Origin of the sequence: Nitrospira sp. ND1 (assembly GCF_900170025.1) — a bacterium.
Classification (GTDB): Bacteria; Nitrospirota; Nitrospiria; order Nitrospirales; family Nitrospiraceae; genus Nitrospira_A.
The window spans coordinates 2,509,236-2,529,775 of the sequence record NZ_FWEX01000006.1; the positions used below are offsets into that span (position 1 = coordinate 2,509,236).

General features: G+C 58.2%; 23 protein-coding genes (1 of these 23 only partly in view). 13 read left to right on the forward strand and 10 right to left on the reverse strand.

The annotated features are described in order from the left end of the window. The 3 genes from NSND_RS16765 to NSND_RS16775 all read left to right on the forward strand — a co-directional run. Window positions 1–247 carry the end of a transporter gene (locus NSND_RS16765; protein WP_080880079.1) on the forward strand. Its footprint begins 788 nt before the window's first position, so the window shows 247 of its 1,035 coding nt (coding positions 789–1,035); its start codon lies off the left edge, out of view; it ends in the stop codon at window positions 245–247. 38 nt (window positions 248–285) lie between these two features. Next, complete coding sequence (locus tag NSND_RS16770; protein WP_080880080.1) at window positions 286–504, forward strand: AbrB/MazE/SpoVT family DNA-binding domain-containing protein; 219 nt, start codon at window positions 286–288, stop codon at window positions 502–504. A 212-nt stretch (window positions 505–716) separates the two neighbouring features. Beyond that, window positions 717–1,052 carry a type II toxin-antitoxin system VapC family toxin gene (locus tag NSND_RS16775; protein ID WP_159450846.1) on the forward strand — a complete coding sequence of 112 codons (336 nt, stop codon included), beginning with the start codon at window positions 717–719 and terminating at the stop codon, window positions 1,050–1,052. Window positions 1,053–1,251: 199 nt separating this feature from the next. On the opposite strand, the gene NSND_RS16780 is transcribed toward NSND_RS16775, so the two are convergent. Beyond that, the gene (locus tag NSND_RS16780) at window positions 1,252–1,962 is read right to left on the reverse strand and encodes a phosphatase PAP2 family protein (protein WP_080880082.1); all 711 of its coding nucleotides are present in this window, start codon (window positions 1,960–1,962) and stop codon (window positions 1,252–1,254) included. Window positions 1,963–2,294: 332 nt separating this feature from the next. Between NSND_RS16780 and NSND_RS16785 the strand changes: the two genes are divergently transcribed. From NSND_RS16785 to NSND_RS16805, 5 genes are all read left to right on the forward strand, one after another. Beyond that, window positions 2,295–3,188, forward strand: a complete 894-nt coding sequence (locus NSND_RS16785) for a tetratricopeptide repeat protein (protein ID WP_080880083.1) — start codon at window positions 2,295–2,297, stop codon at window positions 3,186–3,188. 675 nt (window positions 3,189–3,863) lie between these two features. Next, on the forward strand, window positions 3,864–4,721 hold the full coding sequence (locus NSND_RS16790) for a hypothetical protein (RefSeq protein WP_080880085.1): 858 nt from the start codon (window positions 3,864–3,866) through the stop codon (window positions 4,719–4,721). A 47-nt stretch (window positions 4,722–4,768) separates the two neighbouring features. Then, window positions 4,769–6,205, forward strand: coding sequence for an AAA family ATPase (locus NSND_RS16795; RefSeq protein ID WP_080880086.1), 1,437 nt, complete (start codon window positions 4,769–4,771; stop codon window positions 6,203–6,205). 35 nt (window positions 6,206–6,240) lie between these two features. Continuing rightward, window positions 6,241–6,720, forward strand: a complete 480-nt coding sequence (locus NSND_RS16800; protein ID WP_080880087.1) for a hypothetical protein — start codon at window positions 6,241–6,243, stop codon at window positions 6,718–6,720. A gap of 664 nt (window positions 6,721–7,384) precedes the next feature. After that, a complete protein-coding gene (locus NSND_RS16805; protein ID WP_080880088.1) occupies window positions 7,385–7,681 on the forward strand; it encodes a hypothetical protein in 297 nt (98 codons plus the stop codon). 119 nt (window positions 7,682–7,800) lie between these two features. On the opposite strand, the gene NSND_RS16810 is transcribed toward NSND_RS16805, so the two are convergent. From NSND_RS16810 to NSND_RS16825, 4 genes are all read right to left on the reverse strand, one after another. Continuing rightward, a complete protein-coding gene (locus NSND_RS16810; RefSeq protein WP_080880089.1) occupies window positions 7,801–8,079 on the reverse strand; it encodes a type II toxin-antitoxin system RelE family toxin in 279 nt (92 codons plus the stop codon). Window positions 8,080–8,086: 7 nt separating this feature from the next. Beyond that, complete coding sequence (locus tag NSND_RS16815) at window positions 8,087–8,284, reverse strand: hypothetical protein (protein WP_080880090.1); 198 nt, start codon at window positions 8,282–8,284, stop codon at window positions 8,087–8,089. Between the two features lie 72 nt (window positions 8,285–8,356). Beyond that, complete coding sequence (locus tag NSND_RS16820; protein ID WP_080880091.1) at window positions 8,357–9,073, reverse strand: hypothetical protein; 717 nt, start codon at window positions 9,071–9,073, stop codon at window positions 8,357–8,359. 40 nt (window positions 9,074–9,113) lie between these two features. Continuing rightward, on the reverse strand, window positions 9,114–9,458 hold the full coding sequence (locus NSND_RS16825) for a hypothetical protein (protein WP_080880092.1): 345 nt from the start codon (window positions 9,456–9,458) through the stop codon (window positions 9,114–9,116). A 418-nt stretch (window positions 9,459–9,876) separates the two neighbouring features. On the opposite strand from NSND_RS16825, the gene NSND_RS16830 reads away from it, so the two are divergent. Together NSND_RS16830 and NSND_RS16835 are read left to right on the forward strand one after the other, a co-directional pair. Then, window positions 9,877–10,632, forward strand: a complete 756-nt coding sequence (locus NSND_RS16830) for a zinc metalloprotease (RefSeq protein WP_080880093.1) — start codon at window positions 9,877–9,879, stop codon at window positions 10,630–10,632. Between the two features lie 16 nt (window positions 10,633–10,648). Next, window positions 10,649–11,641: a hypothetical protein gene (locus NSND_RS16835; RefSeq protein WP_080880094.1), complete on the forward strand. Its 993-nt coding sequence runs from the start codon at window positions 10,649–10,651 to the stop codon at window positions 11,639–11,641. A 44-nt stretch (window positions 11,642–11,685) separates the two neighbouring features. Here NSND_RS16835 and hpnR read toward each other — a convergent pair whose 3' ends face one another. Next, a complete protein-coding gene (gene hpnR / locus NSND_RS16840) occupies window positions 11,686–13,230 on the reverse strand; it encodes a hopanoid C-3 methylase HpnR (protein WP_080880096.1) in 1,545 nt (514 codons plus the stop codon). A gap of 196 nt (window positions 13,231–13,426) precedes the next feature. Here hpnR and NSND_RS16845 point away from each other — a divergent pair, with 196 nt between their 5' ends. Together NSND_RS16845 and NSND_RS16850 are read left to right on the forward strand one after the other, a co-directional pair. Further along, a complete protein-coding gene (locus NSND_RS16845; RefSeq protein WP_143833600.1) occupies window positions 13,427–14,266 on the forward strand; it encodes a hypothetical protein in 840 nt (279 codons plus the stop codon). Next, window positions 14,263–15,234 carry a methyltransferase gene (locus NSND_RS16850; RefSeq protein WP_080880098.1) on the forward strand — a complete coding sequence of 324 codons (972 nt, stop codon included), beginning with the start codon at window positions 14,263–14,265 and terminating at the stop codon, window positions 15,232–15,234. The genes NSND_RS16845 and NSND_RS16850 overlap by 4 nt, the downstream gene beginning before the upstream one ends. Here the strand turns inward: NSND_RS16850 and NSND_RS16855 are convergent. The 3 genes from NSND_RS16855 to NSND_RS16860 all read right to left on the reverse strand — a co-directional run bounded on the left by NSND_RS16855 (window position 15,224) and on the right by NSND_RS16860 (window position 18,115). Further along, the gene (locus NSND_RS16855; RefSeq protein ID WP_080880099.1) at window positions 15,224–16,438 is read right to left on the reverse strand and encodes a hypothetical protein; all 1,215 of its coding nucleotides are present in this window, start codon (window positions 16,436–16,438) and stop codon (window positions 15,224–15,226) included. The two genes, NSND_RS16850 and NSND_RS16855, sit on opposite strands and share 11 nt — an antisense overlap. A gap of 363 nt (window positions 16,439–16,801) precedes the next feature. Then, window positions 16,802–16,930 (reverse strand): hypothetical protein, encoded by a 129-nt coding sequence (locus NSND_RS21860; RefSeq protein WP_255373889.1) that lies wholly within the window; start codon window positions 16,928–16,930, stop codon window positions 16,802–16,804. 270 nt (window positions 16,931–17,200) lie between these two features. Beyond that, window positions 17,201–18,115: an AEC family transporter gene (locus NSND_RS16860; protein WP_080880100.1), complete on the reverse strand. Its 915-nt coding sequence runs from the start codon at window positions 18,113–18,115 to the stop codon at window positions 17,201–17,203. Between the two features lie 98 nt (window positions 18,116–18,213). On the opposite strand from NSND_RS16860, the gene NSND_RS16865 reads away from it, so the two are divergent. Next, window positions 18,214–19,452: a TCR/Tet family MFS transporter gene (locus NSND_RS16865; protein ID WP_080880915.1), complete on the forward strand. Its 1,239-nt coding sequence runs from the start codon at window positions 18,214–18,216 to the stop codon at window positions 19,450–19,452. Between the two features lie 4 nt (window positions 19,453–19,456). Here NSND_RS16865 and NSND_RS16870 read toward each other — a convergent pair whose 3' ends face one another. Then, on the reverse strand, window positions 19,457–20,470 hold the full coding sequence (locus tag NSND_RS16870) for a tetratricopeptide repeat protein (RefSeq protein ID WP_080880101.1): 1,014 nt from the start codon (window positions 20,468–20,470) through the stop codon (window positions 19,457–19,459). Window positions 20,471–20,540 lie beyond the last annotated feature (70 nt).

Here is a 20,540-nt window from a genome sequence, read left to right on the forward strand (position 1 = left end):
GGGGGGAGGCGGCGTGCCCTTCCTCGCATCGCACACCTGGCGGAACGCGCGCCCTCAGAATGGCGTCGCTCGAGGAGCGCAGGGGAACCAGCATGAGCATAGTTGCTGGTGGTTAGAGTTATACGGCAGGTTTGGAGAAAGTGTTCGGGATGCTGTGCGTGCAACGCGCGAAAGCAAGGTCCTCTGCTACTCGCGACCTATTTGTCGGTGGATGCTTACTCTTGAGCGCTTTACTTCCTTATGCTAACGTAAAGCAGAATGTAGGAAGCAACGGAGGGAGGCACCATGGCGGTCCAAAAACTCAGCAGCAAAAATCAGATCGTCCTCCCGAAGGAGGCGAGGCAGGCGATGGGCGTCCGAGGCGGTGATGAATTGCTGATCGTCGTCAAGGATGATCTGACGTTGGTCATGCCGAAACCCAAACGGTATGCGCAGACTCTGCGAGGGCTTGCTAAGGGCACCTATCCGTCAGGCTATCTCAAGCGAGAGCGACGGTCGTGGTAGCGGGCTCCACACAAGGGTTCCCCCTCGAACGCCAACGCATCGGACTCGATACCAACGTATTCATTTATTTCTTGGAAGACCATCCTAGGGAACCTCTGATTAATTCCCGATTTTGATCAGTCGGTGTCCAAAACACAGGGGATTTAACTCGTCGCTGTCTAAGATTTCGAATTAATCAGACCTTCCCTAGGTATGGGGCATGGTGTGCCTCGTTGTTCGATTTGATCGAGCGTGGGCTCAATCCAGCTGTCACATCAACCGTGACCCTCCTGGAGTTGCTGGTCCAGCCGTACCGTGACCAGAAAGATGAGTTGGCTCAACGCATTTTTGCTCTTGCCGGCACGTATCCAAGGCTGGAATGGGTTTCGGTCACAATGAATGTGGCGGACCGTGCAGCCGAACTCCGTGCCCGGTATCGTCTCAGCACACCGGATGCGATACAGCTGGCCACGGCCATCTTGCACAAGGCCGTGCGCTTCTACGGGAATGATCGCGGTTTGCGAAAGGTGAAAGAGATTGAGTGTGTCCTTATAGATGAGTTGATCTGACTTCGTAGACTCCTACCCCGTTGCCCCGTTCCGCCCAAGCCTTTCCATCTGGCCCTGCGATTTTCAACGTAGTGTGAGGCTGCCCTATCGGCAATCGGAAGCCGCTCCGATATGTGCTTCCGCAAGCCTCTCGCGGTAGGAAAAAGGTCTGAGGCATGCTGTCCAAGGTTGTGGCGCGAAGACCGCCTTTCGACCGGTGCTACCGTGCCAGGCTCAGTTTCGCCATGTGCCAGAGACTCTCCGCCAACCAGCGGCTGTCTTTGAACAGATGGGCCAGTTCGGACGTGAGGATGAAGAAAGCGGGGTAAAACAGGTGCGGGCTGGTTTTACTCCAGGCCAGGGCCGGTTCCACGAGCTTCACAAAGACAGCACGCCATTTCCAGATCACGGCCACGGCCGTCACACCGAGGCACGCGCCGGACAGAATGTCCGTCGGAAAGTGGAGACCGACATAAATTCTTGGGATGGATACAATCACCGCTGCGTGGAGAAAGGCGAAGGCGCCCACCAGCGGGGACACCAACCAGAGGCCGGCGGCAAGGGCAAAGAAGAGTGAGGCATGGTCGCTGGGAAAGGAACTCCACCCGGCCAGGAAATCGGCCGGCATGGTGTAGGGCAGGGTGAAATCCAATCCGGCGGTGTGCACCGGACGTGCGCGGTAGGGGAGGACGAGCTGAAGTGCGCGGGCGACCGCCATCGCCGCGAAGGCCGCGAGGATCGTCAGGAGGACGGCTTGTCGATGGTCCTCACGATGGGGGACGCGAAACCAGGCCCACCAGATGAGCGGCAGCGAGAGATACCCCTTCAGCGCATCGCTGTCGCTGATCGTCATGATCAGGCTGTCGATGGCCCAGGACCGTTGGGCAAACTGGTTGAAGAAACCTAAGACGGTCGTGTCGAATCCGTTCATGTGCGCGTCATCTGCAGGGTGGAGTTCTTGTCGCGTGAGTCAGAGGTCATGAGGCTCGGCTCATGCCGGGGCGCAGGTGCGCGGCAGCGGCAAGATAGCGGAGGTCAGGTCCGTTGTAAATGCTTATAAGCCAGACCGGTGAAAATCGAAAAATGTTTTCGTCATTCGAGCGCTCGACGTGAGACTCGCGTCCGCACAGGCCAGGGCCGATGTACCCTGGTCAAAGGCCCTCCGTGAGGGATTGAATCTGCTCGTCGCAGTGGATCGATCACCGCCTTCTTGACGGCCATTCGGCCCTAGGCAGATAATGCGCCCGTCGCCAGGAGGCAGGCATGGGACGGGCCGGCCGGATCGTACGCGGAATCATGGTGCTTGGCAGTGTGCTGCTGCTCGCTTCCTGCGGCGATTCCTTCAATGACGCCTATTGTGAAGCCAACAACCACCGCAATCAGCAAACCGTCGAACACCTCACCAACGTCCTCGAGCAAAAGCGCAATCAGCCCGGACTCTATCTCGCGCGTGCCCGCTGCCACTACTTTCTCGGCGCCTATGCGCAAGCCCTGCAGGACGCGTCGGAGGTCATTCGCCGTCTGCCCAATAAAGCCGATGCCTATCTCCTTCGCGCCAAGGCAGGGAAGATGCTCGGCCAGATTCCACAGGCGCTGCAAGACTACAGCGCTGCCATTAAATTCCAGCCGACCGCCGAAGCCCATTATGGCCGTGGATTGACCTACGTGCGGGAATATCAGGGGAAGGATCGCGAAGCCCTGGAGGATTTCACCGCCGCCATTCGCCTCGATCCCAAACACGTCGGCGCCCACGCATTCCGCGCTCAAATCTACAGCCGCCACGAACAGTTTCAGCACGCACTTGCGGATTCGGAGCAGGTGCTCAAGCTCGATCCCACCACCCCCAATGCCTACTGCAATGTCGGCTTTGCGCACTATGCGCTGGGGCATGACGCCGAGGGCCGCAAGTTTCTCACCACCTGCTACCAGAAAGATGCCGATCCCCAGACGCGCGGCTATTACGAAACCGAAGTGAACAAGGTGCTGTATGCGCGGAAACCGAAGCGGAATTCCGGCGGGAGCTACGTTGCCGAAGGGCGGGAGGTGACGCCCTACGACCGGGAAATGGAACGGCAGCACAATGTGTACGAGAGTTTGCGGAATTCAGGCTTCAATGATCGGGCCGAGGCTTGCCGGACGGATGGGTCGAAATGCTAGGAGAGGGGCGGCCTGAGTAAGCCCCCTTGCTCGCGCAACGCGCGGCCTGAGAAGGCCCTCGTTGGACGACGCGCAGTGGGGGCTCACTCAGGCCGCCCCTTGAGGGAGTGAGGGGGAAGTGGAAGGAGCATTAGACACGGCCGGCTCACCGTCTCGCCGGCGTGCGCAGACGTGACGCTCCTTATTCGTCGCGTCGTGCACCTCGCAGACCGCGCACAATACACGGAATCCTTACCCACGCGTGGAGGTAAAGCCACCTCACGTTTTTGTTCTCCGCGGTTCGACTTATCCTGACTCAAGGCGATCTTGTTGTCATTTCCCTCCGTACCGATTTTTCTCCGCCAAGCATTCATATCAATCCCTCCGCTACACGGCAATCATGCGTGTTGACCTATTACGAACAGAGTGCTAGATGGAAACTGCGTCTCACGTGGGTCGCCCTAAAAATGCACGTATTTATGGTTAGGAAAGTTTTGACAACATGAGTGAGCACGGGTATTCTCCCTGCCTGAATGTGAGCCATGTACGATTTTGTCAGCCTGATTCGCGCATGCATCAAAGTTTTTGAATGTGAATTCAATCTCGGTATCATTCCAGCTGCACATGGTGGATTGAGGAGTTGCTCGAAGGCGAAATTTATACTACTCGTCTATGTTCAATTGAGGAGGCAGCCCCATGGACTTGAATAGTAATCAAGAGGCCGTTGTAGGTCGGTCGTTCTGCAATCCTGTCCCCATGGACATTGTGCAGTCTTGGCTCAAGGGCGAATACCTTGTGGGGCAATCAGAGGCTGCCGGGTATGACTATATTGGCTGGTCGCTAATGGTGAGAGGTCATTATGGCTATGTTGTTACTAGTGATCCGACAACCAATGAACTGAAGGAAGAAATTGTAAGTCGGTTTGAGCAGGGTTTTATGGTGAAACAGGGCACGAAGAAGCTGGCCATTAGTCATGGAGGAATTGCCTTCATTGATATTCAGGATGGGGAGCTTCATTACCAGGGTGTTCGCCTGTTCAGCAACTGCGTAATGTACAACAAATCATCAGAAGCTGATGCCCCCTTGTTTTGGAAGTCCATGTTTTCAAAGCTAACGAGAATAAATAAGGATGGCGATCCCCATTTGTATTTCGGCCAGGTCTTATACGAGCCACAAGCAGATGAAGCCTATAGGACAGTGATCGAGGCACTCGCGAAAAAATTTGAACCAGGAAACGCGAAAGATTGCTTGGTCCATGGATTCTTAACGCAGCATCGCGCATTTGAACCAGTTTGCTCGTCTGCCGTCTCCGAGGATCAGATGCTTAAGTTTCGCGAGTCCGCTAGCAAATATCTCTCAGAAGAATATGAGGAGAATTTAACGGTCGTCGTAAGTGGCGCAAAAGCCGAAGATGCAGACGATGTCAGCGGACTAGTCCACATCAAGCTGGAGAAGTGGATGTTGCAGAATCTGGAGGGGGAGCTTCAGACGGTCACGCTCAAGGACGACTGGCTTCCTAAAAACAAGGGCGAGATATGGTGGTTCCCCCTGTGAATCCCCGTCGATGAAGAGGGATGCATTAGGCCTGGAGGGACAGTAGCATGACCATGACCTTTGACTATCTGAAGAGCCTACATGAACTACCGCTGCATGACACGAAAACATTACAGTGTGCTCTTCCTCCAAAAATATATAGCCCCGCTCTTGCTGATGTTGCGTCCTGTCATCCTGTTTATAGCAGCCAATTAAAGGGTGCAAAATCCCTGCTTCGAAGCTATTTCGATGACAAAATAAGAGGCCAGTCGCCGCTCAATTGCCTCTTGCTTGGGCCTCCTGGAGCAGGAAAAACATTTATTGCCGAGGCGATAGGAAAGTCTCATGACCGCAACCAAGTTATCGAGGAGATTAATTTGTCCCTTGATAGCGATGCTCAAGTCATTTTGGCAAAGATTGGTGCAGCGAGGAAACGTCCCCGGGTGGTTTTTCTTGATGAGTTTGATGTCACCGTCGATGGATCTTCTGTCGTGCGTTATCTGTTGGATCCGATTACAAGGAAGGAGCATGCGAAGACGGTCTTTATTTTCTCTGGCAGCTATCTGAAGAATCGAAGCATTCTTAATACTCTCTGTCGCAATACAGCTGACTTCGATCTTTTGCGGTTTCTCTTCGATGTGTTCATGTCGGAGAGTAATCGGGATGCCGCAACATTCGTTAGGCAGCTGCATCAAATGTCAGCCCTATACCGTGAATCTAAGCAAGCCCTATCACCGAATAGTGATCTCCTAAACTACCTCAGACAATTACATAAGATTCGTGACTTTCTCTCCCGGATTAATGGGTTTGTGATCCAAATCCCAGATATTGCATCACCGCTGGCCATTACTGATCCCATGCTCGCTCTGCGGCCTCATGAGAAAGGTAAACGATCGGAGGTTTTTCTCTGGAAGGGCAAGGTGCTGCCAGAGGATGTTCGCGAGTTTGCGGTAAAGCTGGGCAACAACGCATGCAAGTATCAGAGCCCAATCGAACCGCTTCTAGATTACAAGAATATGATTCTCACCGAACGTCTGGGCCTCGTGCTCAGCCTTCTCCCCAAGCCAGAGTGGAAGGATAGTGAAAAGGGAAGAGACGAACCAGAGTTGCCCCGCTTCATTAGTCATAGACTGCTGAATTACCTTGTGATGGTGCCGGTTGAACACAATGTTCGGAGTTTAAAGTTTATGATCGAACATTGCTTGGAGTTTAATAGGGTCGAGAAAAACTCCATTGTGAAGGTAGGGCAGGAAGAGGAGCAGTTCCCAAATGGAGAAGAGTTTCTTTTACGCAAAGACCTTCGACTCTTGTTCGAGATGCACGTGAACAAGGAGCCGTTCTTCGACTCTCCCACAGGCCTTTGGAGGCTATTAGGTGCAACCCAGAATCATGACATATTTAAAAGAACCGGAGCGGAGCTTCTCCGAGTTCCGTACGACAAAGAGTGGAAAGACGAAATGAAGAGGCGTACGGCAAGAAATGGGAATAAGTCAAACGTCCCGTAAGTGCCTGAGTAGGCGTTTTGTAAAGGGAATTTTCTATGGCCAACAGGGACCTGATCTGGAAGTCTCTATTGAGCGCGGAGCTGAATGCTGGCTATTACAAGGAGTCGAGTGACAGATATGTTCTTCAGGATAACCTGGCGCGATATTTTGGGATAGTCTTAGGTGTGAGTACTTTTGCGAGCCTCCCGTTTTGGGCTTTGGCCCCATTCGTGTGGCAGGGGCTACTTGTCGTCAACTCGTTATTCTCGCTAGCGACGTATGTGTTTAAAGTAAGCGAGAAGGCAAGAACAGCAGGAGAGCTCTCAACTAAATGGAAGATTCTTTCGCAACACTACGATCTGTTATGGGCTCAGATCGACGAGGAGGGGTGTCCGACCGATTACATGAATAAGTACGAAAACCTGCTGAGAGAAGAGGACGAGTTGATCAAGGTAGGCTATGCGTTGCCAAACGACGATGCACTCAGAGCTAAATATACTGACGCAGTTTGGTCTTTGCGAGGTATTAGAAATTAGATTATTGGAGGTGCTAAGTGGGGAAGGATTTTGTTGATAAGATTGAGCCGACTAGGCCATGGCCTCCGGCACCATTGCCTGGAGAAACTCAAAAAAAACAGGACAAGGGGCAGCGAAATGATCAGGATAAAACGCCGATCGGTGATCGGCAAGCTCAGCGATTGCCAATTAAGTCGTGAAACTGATTTGTGGTTTTTCCCCCGCTGAATCAACGTGCAACGCCAGGTCAGGCAGCGGCGGTTAGTCTCACTGCGCTGCACTATAGCGTGCGACGTCATTGCAATTGGTGCTGTGCCGCATTCTACGGCTCTTCCGAATGCCAAACGTGGCGTACATGAAATGTCTTACCTTTTGGAGCCTCCTGTTTATTATGCCAAATCTCCCCGAGCCCATTGATGCCGGCCACTTTCCAATAGAGTGTTTTCTTGGGCTGGTATCGTTCGGCTTGTGGCTTCGCCCCGAGGCCTGCATGTTTCATGACACTATTTTAAGAAAGGAGCAGAGGCCTCCATCGAGGAGACTCTTCGGCTCAGTACCGCTGTCTATGCTGCTGCACTATTCGAAATAATCCGAATCAGCGTATCCGGCTTCGGCGTCAAAGACAGTCCCAATTGACAGCCCTCAGTGGATATCGGTACTCTCAAAAAAAGTGGGAGGGTTTGTGATGGCACTTCTTCTCGCGTTCTACCTCATCTTTTCCACAGTCATTCCCGCATCAGCGCTAGAGGATTCTCCGGCCACCGCCGCCTTGGTCATCAAGGCCGATGTCTTGTATTGGGAAGAGGGCGAACTGGTCGTGAAGGAATTCTCCGGTCACGAAGAACGCCTGAAAGTGACGCCTGAGACCAAAATCGAGGGCGTGGTGGGCGGTCGCTTGAAGACCGGCGACAAGATCGTGGCACAGATTACCGACGACCGTAAGGCGCTCTCCATCAAGTTGCAGGTTCCGGACGGCCGGTAGGGGCCTCTGGCCAGGCTCACGCTCACTCAGTGCCGACCGTGAGCCGCACCTGCATCTATATTCAGGCAACCATTTCGGCTTTGCACCGTCACAATTCGGAGCTTCATCCGCTCTTACCGTTACTTGAACATGTCGTAGTCGTAAATCGAGTGGTGATGGCCGATGTACCGGAGCTGCACCTGGTTCGGGCCGAGGAATTTAAAGATGATGCGATAGGATCGATCGACACGAAAGCTCCACACTTCGTGATGTTTGGGGCGGAGCTTCTCTGTATGGAGCGATGGGTAAAACGGATTCTCCCGGAAGAGATCCGTTTTGGAAGCGGCCTTTCGTTGAATTGGTTTGGGAAGCTTGGAGAAAAGGGCGTCGAAGGTTGCGGTAGTGGAAAGCTCGAGCATGATCGAACTACGCGATCAACTCTCGTAGCGACTTTCGTTTCGTGATTCGCCCCGCTTTGTGGTCCTTTTCAGAGGTGTCCAGCGCATCGAGGAATTCTCGGCGATAGAGGCCGATCGAATCACAAAAAGACTCAAAATTTTCTTTTGAGATTTTGAACTGAAAACTGTCTTTGGTTCGTTTCACCACTTTTGCTGCAAGCGCCATGATGTCCCTCGTTATGCGCTAATTTTACCGCCTTCAGAGGCGAGAGACAATCTGAAACACCGTGGCTCTCGCTTAATCGAGGATTGAGAAGGCGCCGATGAAATACGGCCCGTTCGCCGCCTGCGCGCCTCTGATCCGCACTTCGGTCACATCGAACACCCATCCGCCGACCAACCAGGGATTGGGGGCCAGGTTCGACCAGTACCACCAGCTGCCGTTTGATTTCCTGAACCAGAATTGAATCGGCTCGGTGCCGGTGACTCTGATGATCGGCATGTCGAACACCCTGGGCTGATGCGTCACCCGATCCTCCATCCAGATCTTGATCCAGTGATCCTTCCCATGCGTGCCGAGGGTTCTCGGTTCATGAATCCAATCGGCGGCGACGCAGTCGTCGCCGACGTTCCGTCCAAAGCCTGCGCCGGGCCCGTCGCCGGGATCGACAAAACAGGGGGTTAGCAGACTCGGACTGTCGAAGACCAGGTGGATGTGGCCATAGGTCATGTCGTCCACGTTGATGTAATTGCCGAAGCAGCGATGGCGGTAGGTCCAGCAGGCCTGATGGGTGGCATTACACGGTTGCAACTCGCCTGAATTGTCGATGCCGGTAGGGTATCCGAAGTTCCCTCTTGCCTGCCCGTAGATATAGGTCAGCGCAAACGTATTATCGAAGTCGACCACGCAGTCACCCAGCCAATCGTGGGCTTCGGCCGGTGTGGATGTCGGTAAGAGTCCGCCCAGGATGACGGTTGTGAAGAGCAGCAGTGTGCAGAGTGGTATCCGCTTCATGGTCCTTTCCTTTCTCGCTCAGGTCGGGCTCCGTTCGCGGTCACTTTCCGGTCGTGTCTCGTAACCGCTGAAACGCCTGATCACGCTCGGCTTCCGGCAGAAGCAGTGCCGCATGGTGATACCGATCCACCAAACGCTGCTTCTGCCGAAAGTTTGTGGCTTGGGTAATCTGTGTGAGCAAGCCGTTCAAATCGACTCGCTCTGGGGGATTCTGCTGGTGCAGCGACGATTCCGCCAACATGGTGCGCACTTCTTCATCGCTCGCTTGCCGTGGTCCTTGCACGGTTTGTCCGGCTTCGCCGAGCGGCCCTCCCGGCACGAACTGGTGAGGAGGAGGCGGGACACATCCATAGAGAAGCAGCATCAGCAGAGTGATCCGGCGCATCGTTCCCTCCTTGTCTTCTGCTGTCGATCCTGGAAGCGTGGCCAGAAAGCTCGCTCCGCAGGAGGTCTGGTCACGACTTCACATCACGCAAACTCTGCGCCATCGAACTCAGACAGAGCCTCTGCGCGTAATAACAATCGCTTGGAAGCGGTGTCTGGAACTGCTGGTATTTGTGGGTGGCAGAGGAGGTATCGCATCGGATACAGATCCGTATCCCATCCGATACCACTACGTAGGGTTGTTCACGATGACGTGAACTAAGAACAGGAAAAGATCCCGTCGATTGAAGGAGCCGGTAGGGGCATTCGGTCCGGAGCGGCCGGCACGGATTGACAGGCAGTCCTGAAATACGTAGCCTAGGAGACCATTCTCCCCTGCCCTCCGAACCACGGCAGTCGCTGTTCGTCAGGAGGTCGTCATGCTCGCTTCGCCGCTTCGTGTCCTGGTCTCGATGGCGATTCCGGTTTTCGCAGGCTTGCTGGTCTCCTGCGTGTCCTTGGAATTCGACCGTATGACAGGAACGGCATTCCCCACTTCCCAGACGGTCAATGGCCAGACCGTGACGTTGAGCTCGATCTTCGACGAGGCAGGCATCAAGTTGACGGTCGAGCAGGATGACACGGGGATTCAGCCGCTCAACATCGCCCAGGACGAGTGCATCAGCGATGCCGAACTCTCGACGTTGGAGAACGGCCATCGTCACCTCTCGCTGTTTCCCACGGCCGCCTGTCCCTTTGATTTCTGCAATACCTATCACCTCTACGGTGCGGTGGTGAATCACTACGGCGAGGTGCTCGATGTCTGTATTCCTGAATTCATCCTGGGCAAAATGTGGCAGGGACATACCAGGTCGGCCTTCGCCATTTTCTATCGCATGAACACCATCCAGACCGACGGGGCTGCCTACTTCCGCACGACGGCCCATGAGATCGGCCATGCCTTCAATCTCCACCACAGTGACGGTGACGGCACCTCGATCATGACGCAATCAGACGACCTGACGGGCGATCCGGTGTACCGCTTTTCCGAGCAAAGCCGGGAGCATCTGGCCAACCATCCGGGGCAGTGCAAATTCCCCGGCGCCATCGGAGCTGCGCCATTCACGTGGGTCGCCAACGACCATGCGGCCTGGGCGCATCCTCTGGAAGAATTAACGATCACCGATTGTCAGTGAGGCTGAAGGGCGGCTTATGCACCTCGATCCTATCGCGCGCCGGTCCAGGAAGGTGTTTCTCGTCTGCGTGGTCGCGCTCCTGTTCCCGGCGGTGCGGGCAAACGACGGCTTGGCCCAGGAACCGCCCGGCTCCACCACGCTCCAGCTCACGCTAGACATTGGACAATCCGCGCTGAGTCTCGGAGAGCCGGTCTATGCCACCGTCCGCCTCGTCAATGTGGGGACGATGCCGGTGGAGGTGTTCAAACTGCTCGACCCGCAAACCGGCGCGATCCAGATTGAAGTGTCGAGCTCGAATAGGCCACGGTTCGTGTTCCTGCCGTTGTTTTACGCGGATGCCGTGCACAACAGGATCGCTCTCGCTCCGGGCGAGGCAGTCGTGGCGATCTTTCCTGTCTTTTATGGCGCGCTGGGATGGACGTTCGATCGACCTGGGACCTATCGCGTGACGGCCGAATACCGTCCTCAGGGCGCGTCTCAACAGGATCGGATACGCTCACACGCGGTCAGCGTGACGGTGACCGACGAGCACGGCGCCGGGGCCTCCTTACTGACCGGCTCGTCCGCGGGCGAGGAAGCGGCAAAATTTCTGTTATGGCAGCGGGGCGACCAATTGCAGGCGGGACAGGCGCTGTTGACCGGGCTGCTGACCCAACATCCCGAGTCGCCGCTGGCCGATTATGCGCTGCTGGCGTTCGGGAGAAATCTGAGCCGGAGTTTCCGCAATTATGCCGTTGGGAAGATCCGTGAAGCGGACTGCGGGTCGGCGTTGACCTATTTTCAGAGAATCCGATCAGACCGGCTGCCGGTCTTCTTGCAGATCCAACAACGCCTGGATGAAGCCCGCTGTTTTATCAAGTTGTCCCAGCCGGCTAAGGCGCTCGATTCGATGGAGCGGGCCGAACAGTTACGCGACGGTCGTCCTGAATACACGCTCCTCTTTCAACAAGCGATACGGTTGGAACCGACGCTGGGCCTTCACTCTGCCATCAACACACCGCACCGCTAAATCTGCTCTGTGAACCTCGATGACGGTCTTTTCCCTGTCGACCATTATGCGCTCGCTCCGGTTCTCGTCGCTTCGACGAATTGTTCGGTGGAATCGTCCAAGGCCCGGCCTTTGCGACCCTGGGCACGATGGATGTACAGCAGGCCGGCGCTGATGTCTTGTTTCTGTGCAGGCGGGAGCGGCATCTGGTACGCGACGGCCCGGGCATGATCGGCCAGTTGAAGCTTCGGATCGTACACGCGATTGAACTTCCACAGCATCTTCACGAAATTTGTCTGGCCGCGCAGCAGATGTCCGGCCGCGATACGCGCCGTCGATTTTAAGGCGTTCCATCCCAGGTGCTTCTGATTCAGGATCTGCTGCGTCTTGACCAATTCCGCATAAAATTCCGGCAGCGGTAAGGTGGTCGGAAGGACGGCATGTTGGATGTCGTAGAGGCGGTAATCCCGAGTCGTCACATGCCGGGCTTCGGTATGCCACGATTCGGTTCCGGGATAGGGCGTGTTCACGCTGATGTTCACGATCTCGGGGATCTCCAGGCACCACTGCCGGACGATCTCGAAGCGCCGTCGATCCCAAGCGGGATCGGCGATCAGGTTGATGGCGACCGTTATACCGAGCGAGCGGGCGAATTCGAGCGCTTCGAGGTTCTTGCTGATCGTGGTGCGTTTGCGATGGTGCGCCAGCCCTTCTTCATCCATCGCCTCGATGCCGATGAACATGTAGGCGAGGCCCAGCCGCTTCCACAGCTGAAACACCTCTTTGTTGCGGAGTAGCACGTCGCCTCTCGTCTCCAGGTAATACTGCTTCTTGATTCCTCGTCGAGACACGGCCTCTCCGATCGCCATGCCCTGTTTGGCTTGAATAAAGGCGACATCATCGACAATGAATACGCCGGGCTCTCGAATGGACGCCAGATCGTCCACGATCTTGTCGGGGCTGGCAGCGCGATAACTCCGTCCGTAAAAGGTCCAGGCGCTGCAGAAGGAGCAGTCCCAGGGACACCCCCTGGTGAATTCGATGGAGGCGCAGGGATCGAGCACGCCGATGAAATATTTGCGCCGGTGCCGCAGCAGGTCGCGCGCCGGATGAACCTCGTTCAGGCTGGTGATCATACGGGCGGGCGGCCCTTCAGCATAGCGCGTGACGGTGCCGGGGACCTCTGCGAGAGCCGACCGGTCTTCTTCGATGGCCGTTAACAGCGGCCCGATGGCGCTCTCGCCTTCGCCCTTGAGGACACAGTCGATCGCGCCGTCCGCATGCTCAAGCATGGCTTGGGCCACGAACGATGCACTGTGCCCGCCGACGAAGACCGCACTGCGCGGGAGTTGTTGTTTCGTGAGCCTCGCGAGATCGACGATTTCGGGCACGTTGGCCAGATAGTTACAGGAAAAGCCGATCGCATCGGGACGACGCTCCTGCAGCAGCGTGACGAACGACGCGTGCGACTCCACTTGCAGATCGATGAGCGTGACGTCGTGCCCGGCCCGGCGCGCGGCGGCTGCGACGAGCTCAAGCCCCAGCGGTTCCAGGCGCAGATAAATTTTCGTATACATCAATGGGCTTGGATGGACGAGCAGCACGTTCATACCTTACCTCCCTCGATGGTGGTGTGGTGGCTGACTATAGGATGTCTGTGACATGTTGAGGACTAGGGAGAGTCCTCGTTCTCCCGTGGTCCGCCCAGGGGGAGGACAGAAGTCCGGGCTAGGAACCGGCCCGGCTTCGGAGTATTCTCACCCGGATATGTCTGCTCAACGCCTCAATAGGATGTCGGTCCGGTCCGTGACCGGCTGGTGGGCGGTTGCCTGTCTCGTCTTCGCTCTGTCGGGCCTGCCCGTTTCCGTTGACGCCGCCGTCACGACGTTCATTGCGGAAGACTATGCCTTCACCGGTCCGGAGCAGCTCGACTCCGGCCGGCAAACGGTGCGATTGATCAATCGCGGCCGGGATGTGCACCAGGTTCAATTTTTGGCGCTGCCACCGGGAAAAACCGTGGCCGATGTCGAACGGGCATTGGCGTCCCGGTCGCCAAGCTTGCCGAATTGGCTGCGGCGTCATGGGGGAGTGAATAGTGTCGCTCCCGGCGATGAGGCGTCCGTCAGCATTCAGCTTGAGCCCGGAGACTATCTGTTACTCTGCGGCATTCCGGACGTCGCGGGTCGTCCCCATGCCATGCGCGGCATGGTGCGTGCGCTGCGAGTGGTGGAGGCCGCGCCTTCCGGCGAACCGGCGCCGCGGGCCGATGCGACGCTGCGTCTGAACGATTTTGCGTTTGCGTTGAGTGGCCCGCTGCAGGCGGGGTCTCGAACCGTGCATCTCGTGAATGATGGCCCGCAGGCTCATGAGGTGGTGCTGATTCGTCTCGCAGAGGGAGCGTCGGCGAAGGAGTTCATCGCGCGGTACAGGCCTGGAGGACTGCCCAATTCCGCTGGGCGGGAAGCCGGCGGCCTCACCGGTCTCGATCCGGGACGAGAGGGTTATGTTCATCTCGAACTGGAGCCGGGGCGATACGGTCTGCTCTGTTTTCTTGCTGACCCGGTGACCGGAGCCCCTCACTTCTCCCGCGGCATGTGGATGGACATTGAGGTGAAGCAGGCGCTACCCGCCGCGGAGGGTCCGTGACGTATCGGGACTTGATGCGGCTGGCGAACGGCTATGCGGAGTCGAAAGTGCTGCTCGTCGCCAATGAACTCGGCCTGTTCACGGCAATCGGCCAGGGCGGCAAGTGCGCCGACTCACTGGCCACCACCTGCGGCGCTTCGCGCGAGGGCATGGACCTCCTGCTGCAGGCGCTCGCAGGGCTTGGACTGGTGCGTCTGAAAGCGGGGCGTTATTGGAATACGACGTTTGGGCTGAACTATCTGGATGGCCGAAGCCCGACGGCGGTGACCAATCTGCTCTGGCTGCTGAACCACCATTGGTCGGATTGGACGGGGATGGCGCGCGCCATCCGCCGGGGTCGTCCCGGCTGGGTACCGGTCACAAAGACCGCGGCGTTCCGGCGACGGTTTGCCCTAGCGATGCACGAGCGTAGTTATGTGCTGGCGCCGCTCACGCTCGACAGGATCCGGCTGCCGCGTGGAGCTAGGCGCCTGTTGGATGTAGGCGGCGGGTCCGGGGCCTACAGCATTGCTCTGGCGCAACGTCATCCCGATGTTCATGTGCTGCTGGTCGATCAGGCCGTGTCGGTCGCGCGACGGCAGATCAAAGAGGCTGGGCTGGCGGACCGTATCGCGGTGCGGCAGGGGAACGTGTTGACTGCCCCGCTCGACTCGGGATTCGATCTGGTATTGATCTCCAATCTGCTGCATGATTTCAGCGAGGCGGAAAATCGAGGTCTGTTGAGACGGGCGCATGGCGCGCTACGACCCGGGGGAAAGATTGTGATCGTGGAGTATTTTCTCAACGCTGCCGGCACCCTCCCTGCCGAGGCGGCGGTATTTTCGTTGCTGATGTACGCGTTCACGCCGACCGGGCGGAGTTATGCTTGGAACGACGTCGAGGCCTGGCTGAGGGGTACCGGATTCGGACGGTTTCGTCGGCAGTTGGTGACCGACAGTATCGGCACGCTGGAGGCCGTCAGGCTGTGACTTCCGTTGGTGCCGGGGCGACGGCACTCAGCCCTGCATGATACCTCTGGAGGTGCCGCCGGACCGGGATGAGCAATCGTGGCGGGATGTGAGGGCAGACTTCGCGATCGAATGACACTGCCCGTTGATATCGCTTCACTCCCAGTGCCGCTTCAGCCATTGCCCAGTAGAGATTCTCAACCCACCCTGACCGGATCACGGTGTCCAGATATTTGTACAGGACTTGAGGCGATCGTACGGCGCCTCGATAGGCATCTTTGATTTCGTTCAACAGCCGCTCTTCCTTCGCCGTCCGCTGATACAGGCCTTCCACCACATGGTTGAGCGAGAGGAAGTCTTGCAGATCGAAGCGGGCATCGACAGGTTGTGTCTGCTCACGGTAGAGGTCCCAATCTGTCGTGAAGTGGAGCCGCTCCAGCAGGGGCAGCAGGTCCTGCAACGTGATTTCCTCTGCCGTTTCGCAGGAGCGGGAGAGGCGGACCTTGATGAAGGTCCGCCGATCGTACGTGTGCTCGGGCAAATAGTGTGTGCCGGAGAGTTCCGCCAATCGACCCGTCTGGTCGCGTTTCGGGAATTGCCATTGCCATTGGTCCGGGAAGTGAACCCCGGCCGCCTGTAATTCCGCCCTATAGCAGGGAAGCAGGTGCTGGAAGAAGGGGCCGCCTGCGTCGTCCAGCGGCGTTCCCGGCAGACTGCCCACTGCCAGAGTGAGTCTGGCGAAGGGCATGCGGGTATAGCCATCGTCGTCCACGACAAAGTTGAATCCGCCCCACGGTCCGATGTCCAGCAGGGTTTCATGGCCCTGTTCCGCCAGCCAGGTTTCGGTGTCGAATGCCAGACGCCGCCAGAGTTGGATCAAGGTGCCGATGTGTACGTGGCGATTGCGGAACAGCGGGACAGAGTCGGGATGATAGCCGTTCGTGCTGCGAAGGCGAGTCTGGAGTTTGAGGGTTTCCCACTCGACCGCTTGAGCCAAGGTTCCCTTGTGGACGGACAGTCCGGAGAGATCGCGCCGGCAATCCGCGGCGATTCCGGACCAAAGGTCCGCTCCGGGCCTGGCCGAGGCCGCCTGTTGCGTGACGTGATCGATCAGGTTGGAGATCCCCGACGGGGCATGAGCCGCTGCCAGATTTTGAAGGGAAGTTCGGAAGCGGCTGATGGCCCGGCCGGAGCGGCGCGTCCAAGCGGCGCTGAACGCGCTCATGTCGGAGGCCCTGCTCGTACAGGCATCACACATCACAAGGACTGAGCTCCCGTTGCTCCGCCAGGATGTGCGAGGCCCTTCCTGCAGCGGGGAATCATGTGCCCGCCCTTTCATACGGTACTCGGGCTATGAGGCGGAACTCGTAAACCCCGAAGGTCTGGGCAAGAAGATTACGAGGGGACTGAGAATCGTGAGGATTTGGGAAGGTAGAAGGTTGCGATCACCAGACAAGCGCCGGCTCTGAATGCGGCGAATCCCGGTCAGCGAATGGGGATGAGCGGTGCGTGAAGCGATGCCCGAGAGGGTAGGCGGTGGGCGCCTCGACTGAACCAGCTTGTGCCTGGCGGCGGTGGAAGTGCGGCGTTAGCGCCGTCTCCGCACTCGCACGGGCTGCCGCCGCTGGATCCAGTCCCAGATGAGGGTGCCGATGACCAGCGCGGGAAGCGCCAACAGCCAGACATACCAGCTTGTCCAGAGCGCGGGGTCGTGCATGATCGTTCCTCCAGTGTGTCTGGCAGGGAATAGAGCAAGCACCATACCGTCGTGCATTGTTCCGAGGGATTGCGCCGCAAACCGTGAAACCTCCGGCGATTCGCATAGATGCAAGGTTATGGCGGCGATGTTTCCTGTCGCAAAGCGCGCCAGGCAAATTTTGCCGTCGCATAAACCTCACAATACGTGACGCCATTCCCACAGGTGCCGGATGGAGACAATCTGAGGAGGTCTACGGAGCCGATACATCCGAGCACGGAGTCAGCTCGTTTACCCTAACAGCAGCCAGATGAGTTGCGGCAGCCAGGGCAGCAACGCCACGCCGACGCAGATCGAGAGGGCGACAATCGAGGTGACGAGGTCTTCGTCCAATCCCGTGTCGGTTGCGAAAATGACCGCCGTCACGGCGGACGGCATGGCGGAGACAAGGATGACGATCGCCCGTTCCATGCCTGCAAGGTCGAGCCCATAGGCAACCGCAAACCCGAGTAGCAATCCGCCGACCATCCGCATGCCCACCCCAAGCAATGCCAAGGCCCAGGTTCGACGTACGGCCGAGAAACTGATCGACAGGCCCAGCACCAGACTCGCCAGGGGTGTCGTGGTGAGGTGGATGGGGGTGAGTGCATCGTGGAGCCAGCCGGGAAGATGGAGTCCAAGCAGGGTGAGCAGCAGGCTGAGGCAGAGGGCCCAGAGCGGCGGAGACGACACAAACCGCCGCATGGCTGATCGGGCGGTGGTGCCCTTCGCCCCGTGCCAGACCGCCAGCCCATAAATCACCGTGAGTGTCAGCGTCGTCTGCCCCAGGTCGAACAGGATCGCCTGCGCCAGTCCCTTGTCACCGAGGGTTGCGAGGACGACGGGATAGGCGAAATAGACGGAGTTGATACAGCCGGTGCCGAGGAGAAATCCCCCTCGTGTGGCGCGGGGTAGATGCAGCAGGCGGGCGACCGGCCAGGAGCAGAACAGCATCGAGAGGGTCACCAGGCAGGCGGCCAACGGTAACTTCCAGGCTGTGGGGGCAAAGACCACTCGATCCAGTGACACCAATATCGTGGCCGGCAGGCTGATCGAAAAGACGACAAAGGCCAGACGTTCCGCATGGATTCTCCCGAGCAGGCCGGATGACCGGAGCAGCGCACCGAGCAGGAAGATGGCGATGAAGGCTTGGAGGGTGGCGGGCATCGACGGGAGGGTAGCAGAAAACCCGTTCGAAGAGGAGGTGCGTCGTCCGACTGATCCCCGCGTCTTTTTCTATGCGCCTGAACGGCGGGCCTGCTACCATGGCCCATCCCATGACGCACCCGGAGAGCTCAACACAACCGCGGCAAGCGGCGGTCTTCTTTATCCTTGTCACGGTCGTGCTCGACATGTTGTCGTTCGGGATCATCATTCCCGTCCTGCCGAAACTGGTCGAAGAGTTTCTCGGCGGCGATACCGCGCAGGCCGCGGAAATCTACGGGCTGATGGGCACGTCCTGGGCCTTGATGCAGTTCGTCTGTTCGCCGATTCAAGGCGCGCTGTCCGATCGCTTCGGGCGGCGTCCGGTCGTGCTTCTCTCCAACCTAGGGCTCGGTCTCGATTTCATTCTCATGGCGCTGGCGCCCAGTCTCGCCTGGCTCTTTGCAGGCCGGGTGATCTCCGGCATCGCCTCATCGAGTTTCAGCACGGCCGGTGCCTACATCGCCGATGTGACGCCGCCGGACAAACGCGCGGCTGCATTCGGCATGATGGGGGCCTCGTTCGGTCTCGGGTTTGTGTTGGGTCCTGCCGTGGGTGGGCTGCTGGGCGCCGTCGATCCCCGCTGGCCCTTTTGGGGCGCGGCGGCGACGAGTCTGCTCAACGCCTGTTACGGGTTCTTTGTGCTCCCGGAATCGCTCCCGATGGAGAAGCGGGCGCCGTTCCGCTGGAAACGGGCCAATCCGGCCGGCGCGTTGATGCTGTTGCGCTCACATCATGAGCTGTTCGGTCTGGCGACGGCGAACTTTCTGATGAACCTGGCCCACGGGGTGTTGCCCAGTGTAGCGGTGCTGTACCTGGGGTATCGGTATGGCTGGGGGCCATCGGCCGTGGGGTTCACGCTCGCAGCGGTCGGGGTCTGCGCCATGGTTGTGCAGGGCACGCTGGTGAGGCCGATCACGGCGCGGCTGGGAGAGCGGCGCACGTTGATCACCGGGCTGCTGTGCGGGGCCACCGGTTTCGCCATCTATGGACTCGCGCCTACACCGCTCATCTATTGCTTAGGCATTCCAGTGATGGCGTTTTGGGGACTCGCCGGTCCGTCCGCGCAAATGTTTATGACGCGCCGCGTGAGTGCGTCCGAGCAGGGACAATTACAAGGCGCCATTGCCAGCTTGACCGGCATCGCCGGCTTGATCGGCCCCACGCTCTTCACGCAGACCTTCGCCGCGTTCATCGGCCCGCAGGCCGACTGGCACCTGCCGGGGGCGCCCTATCTGTTATCCACGACGCTGTTGCTGATCGGGGCAGGTATCGCCTGGCGGGCGACCAGAGCCGTCTGACGGGCTATCGGTTCCCGTGCACGGACAACTCGCGGTTGCGGTAGATTGCCAGCGCATGGGTGTCCGCATCCTGAGACTCCGTGGCTTGCCCCAGTTGCCCATAGAGATCGGCCAGGAGCGACCAGGCTTCCGCCTCGGCGGCGGTGTCGTGGACCGCTTGCGCAATCTGCAGGGCGCGTTTCCCTTGGGCGACGCGATCCTTCAGGGAGGCCTGGTCTCCATCCAGCCGCGCGAGCCGCAGTTGCATCATGCCTTCGAACGGCAGGTGATGTTCCGCTTCCGCCAGGCTGAGGGCGTCGAGATAGGCGCTGTGCGCGTCACTGGTGTGGCCGAGCAGCCAATGGGCATCTCCGAGCGCGACCGTGGCGGTGAACTGTTGGTCCACGTGCCGTCTCGTACGGGCCTCTTCCGAGGCCTGCTGCAAGGTGGTCAGCCCCGCGCTGTTCTCTCCCTGTGCGATCTGTAGCAACCCCAACTGCACCATCGTGTCGTTCCATCCCCGGGCATTTCTCACGCGCGTGAAGAGGGCGGCGGCCTGGGTGAGGGCGTCGCGCGATTCGTCCGATAGCCCCAACTGCGCCGAGACTCGACCGATTGCGAGCAGCGACTCGGCATGGGCGGATCGATCCGACGCCTTGGCGAACAGCGCCACCGCTTCCTTGAGTGAGGTGTGGGCCTGCTGCAGGTGACCCTGGCGTTCATCGATCCGCGCAATCTTCACCAGCGTGGTGGCGATGCCTTGGGGCTGTCTCTTCTCCCGGAATTTCGACAAGGCCAGGTTGTAATACGTCAGCGACTCCGGGAAATGTTCCTGCTGATCATGGATTGTCCCGATGCGAAGCAGTTCATGGCCTGACAGGGTATTGGGAGATGCGGCCGGTGCGGCCGGTTCTGCGGAGAACGCCTGGTCCGCACATTGGCCGGACAGGCCCCAGAGCAGGAGAAGCGAGCAGCTGATCACGATGTGGCGAATCAGGCCTGGTTTCGAACGGTGATGGAGTGCTGACCGGTGATGCATGGCCTAAACATGCACGTGCCGGTTGCCAAGGTCAAGTCGGTGCGGTTGCATGGGCCCGGCGCTTGCCTCG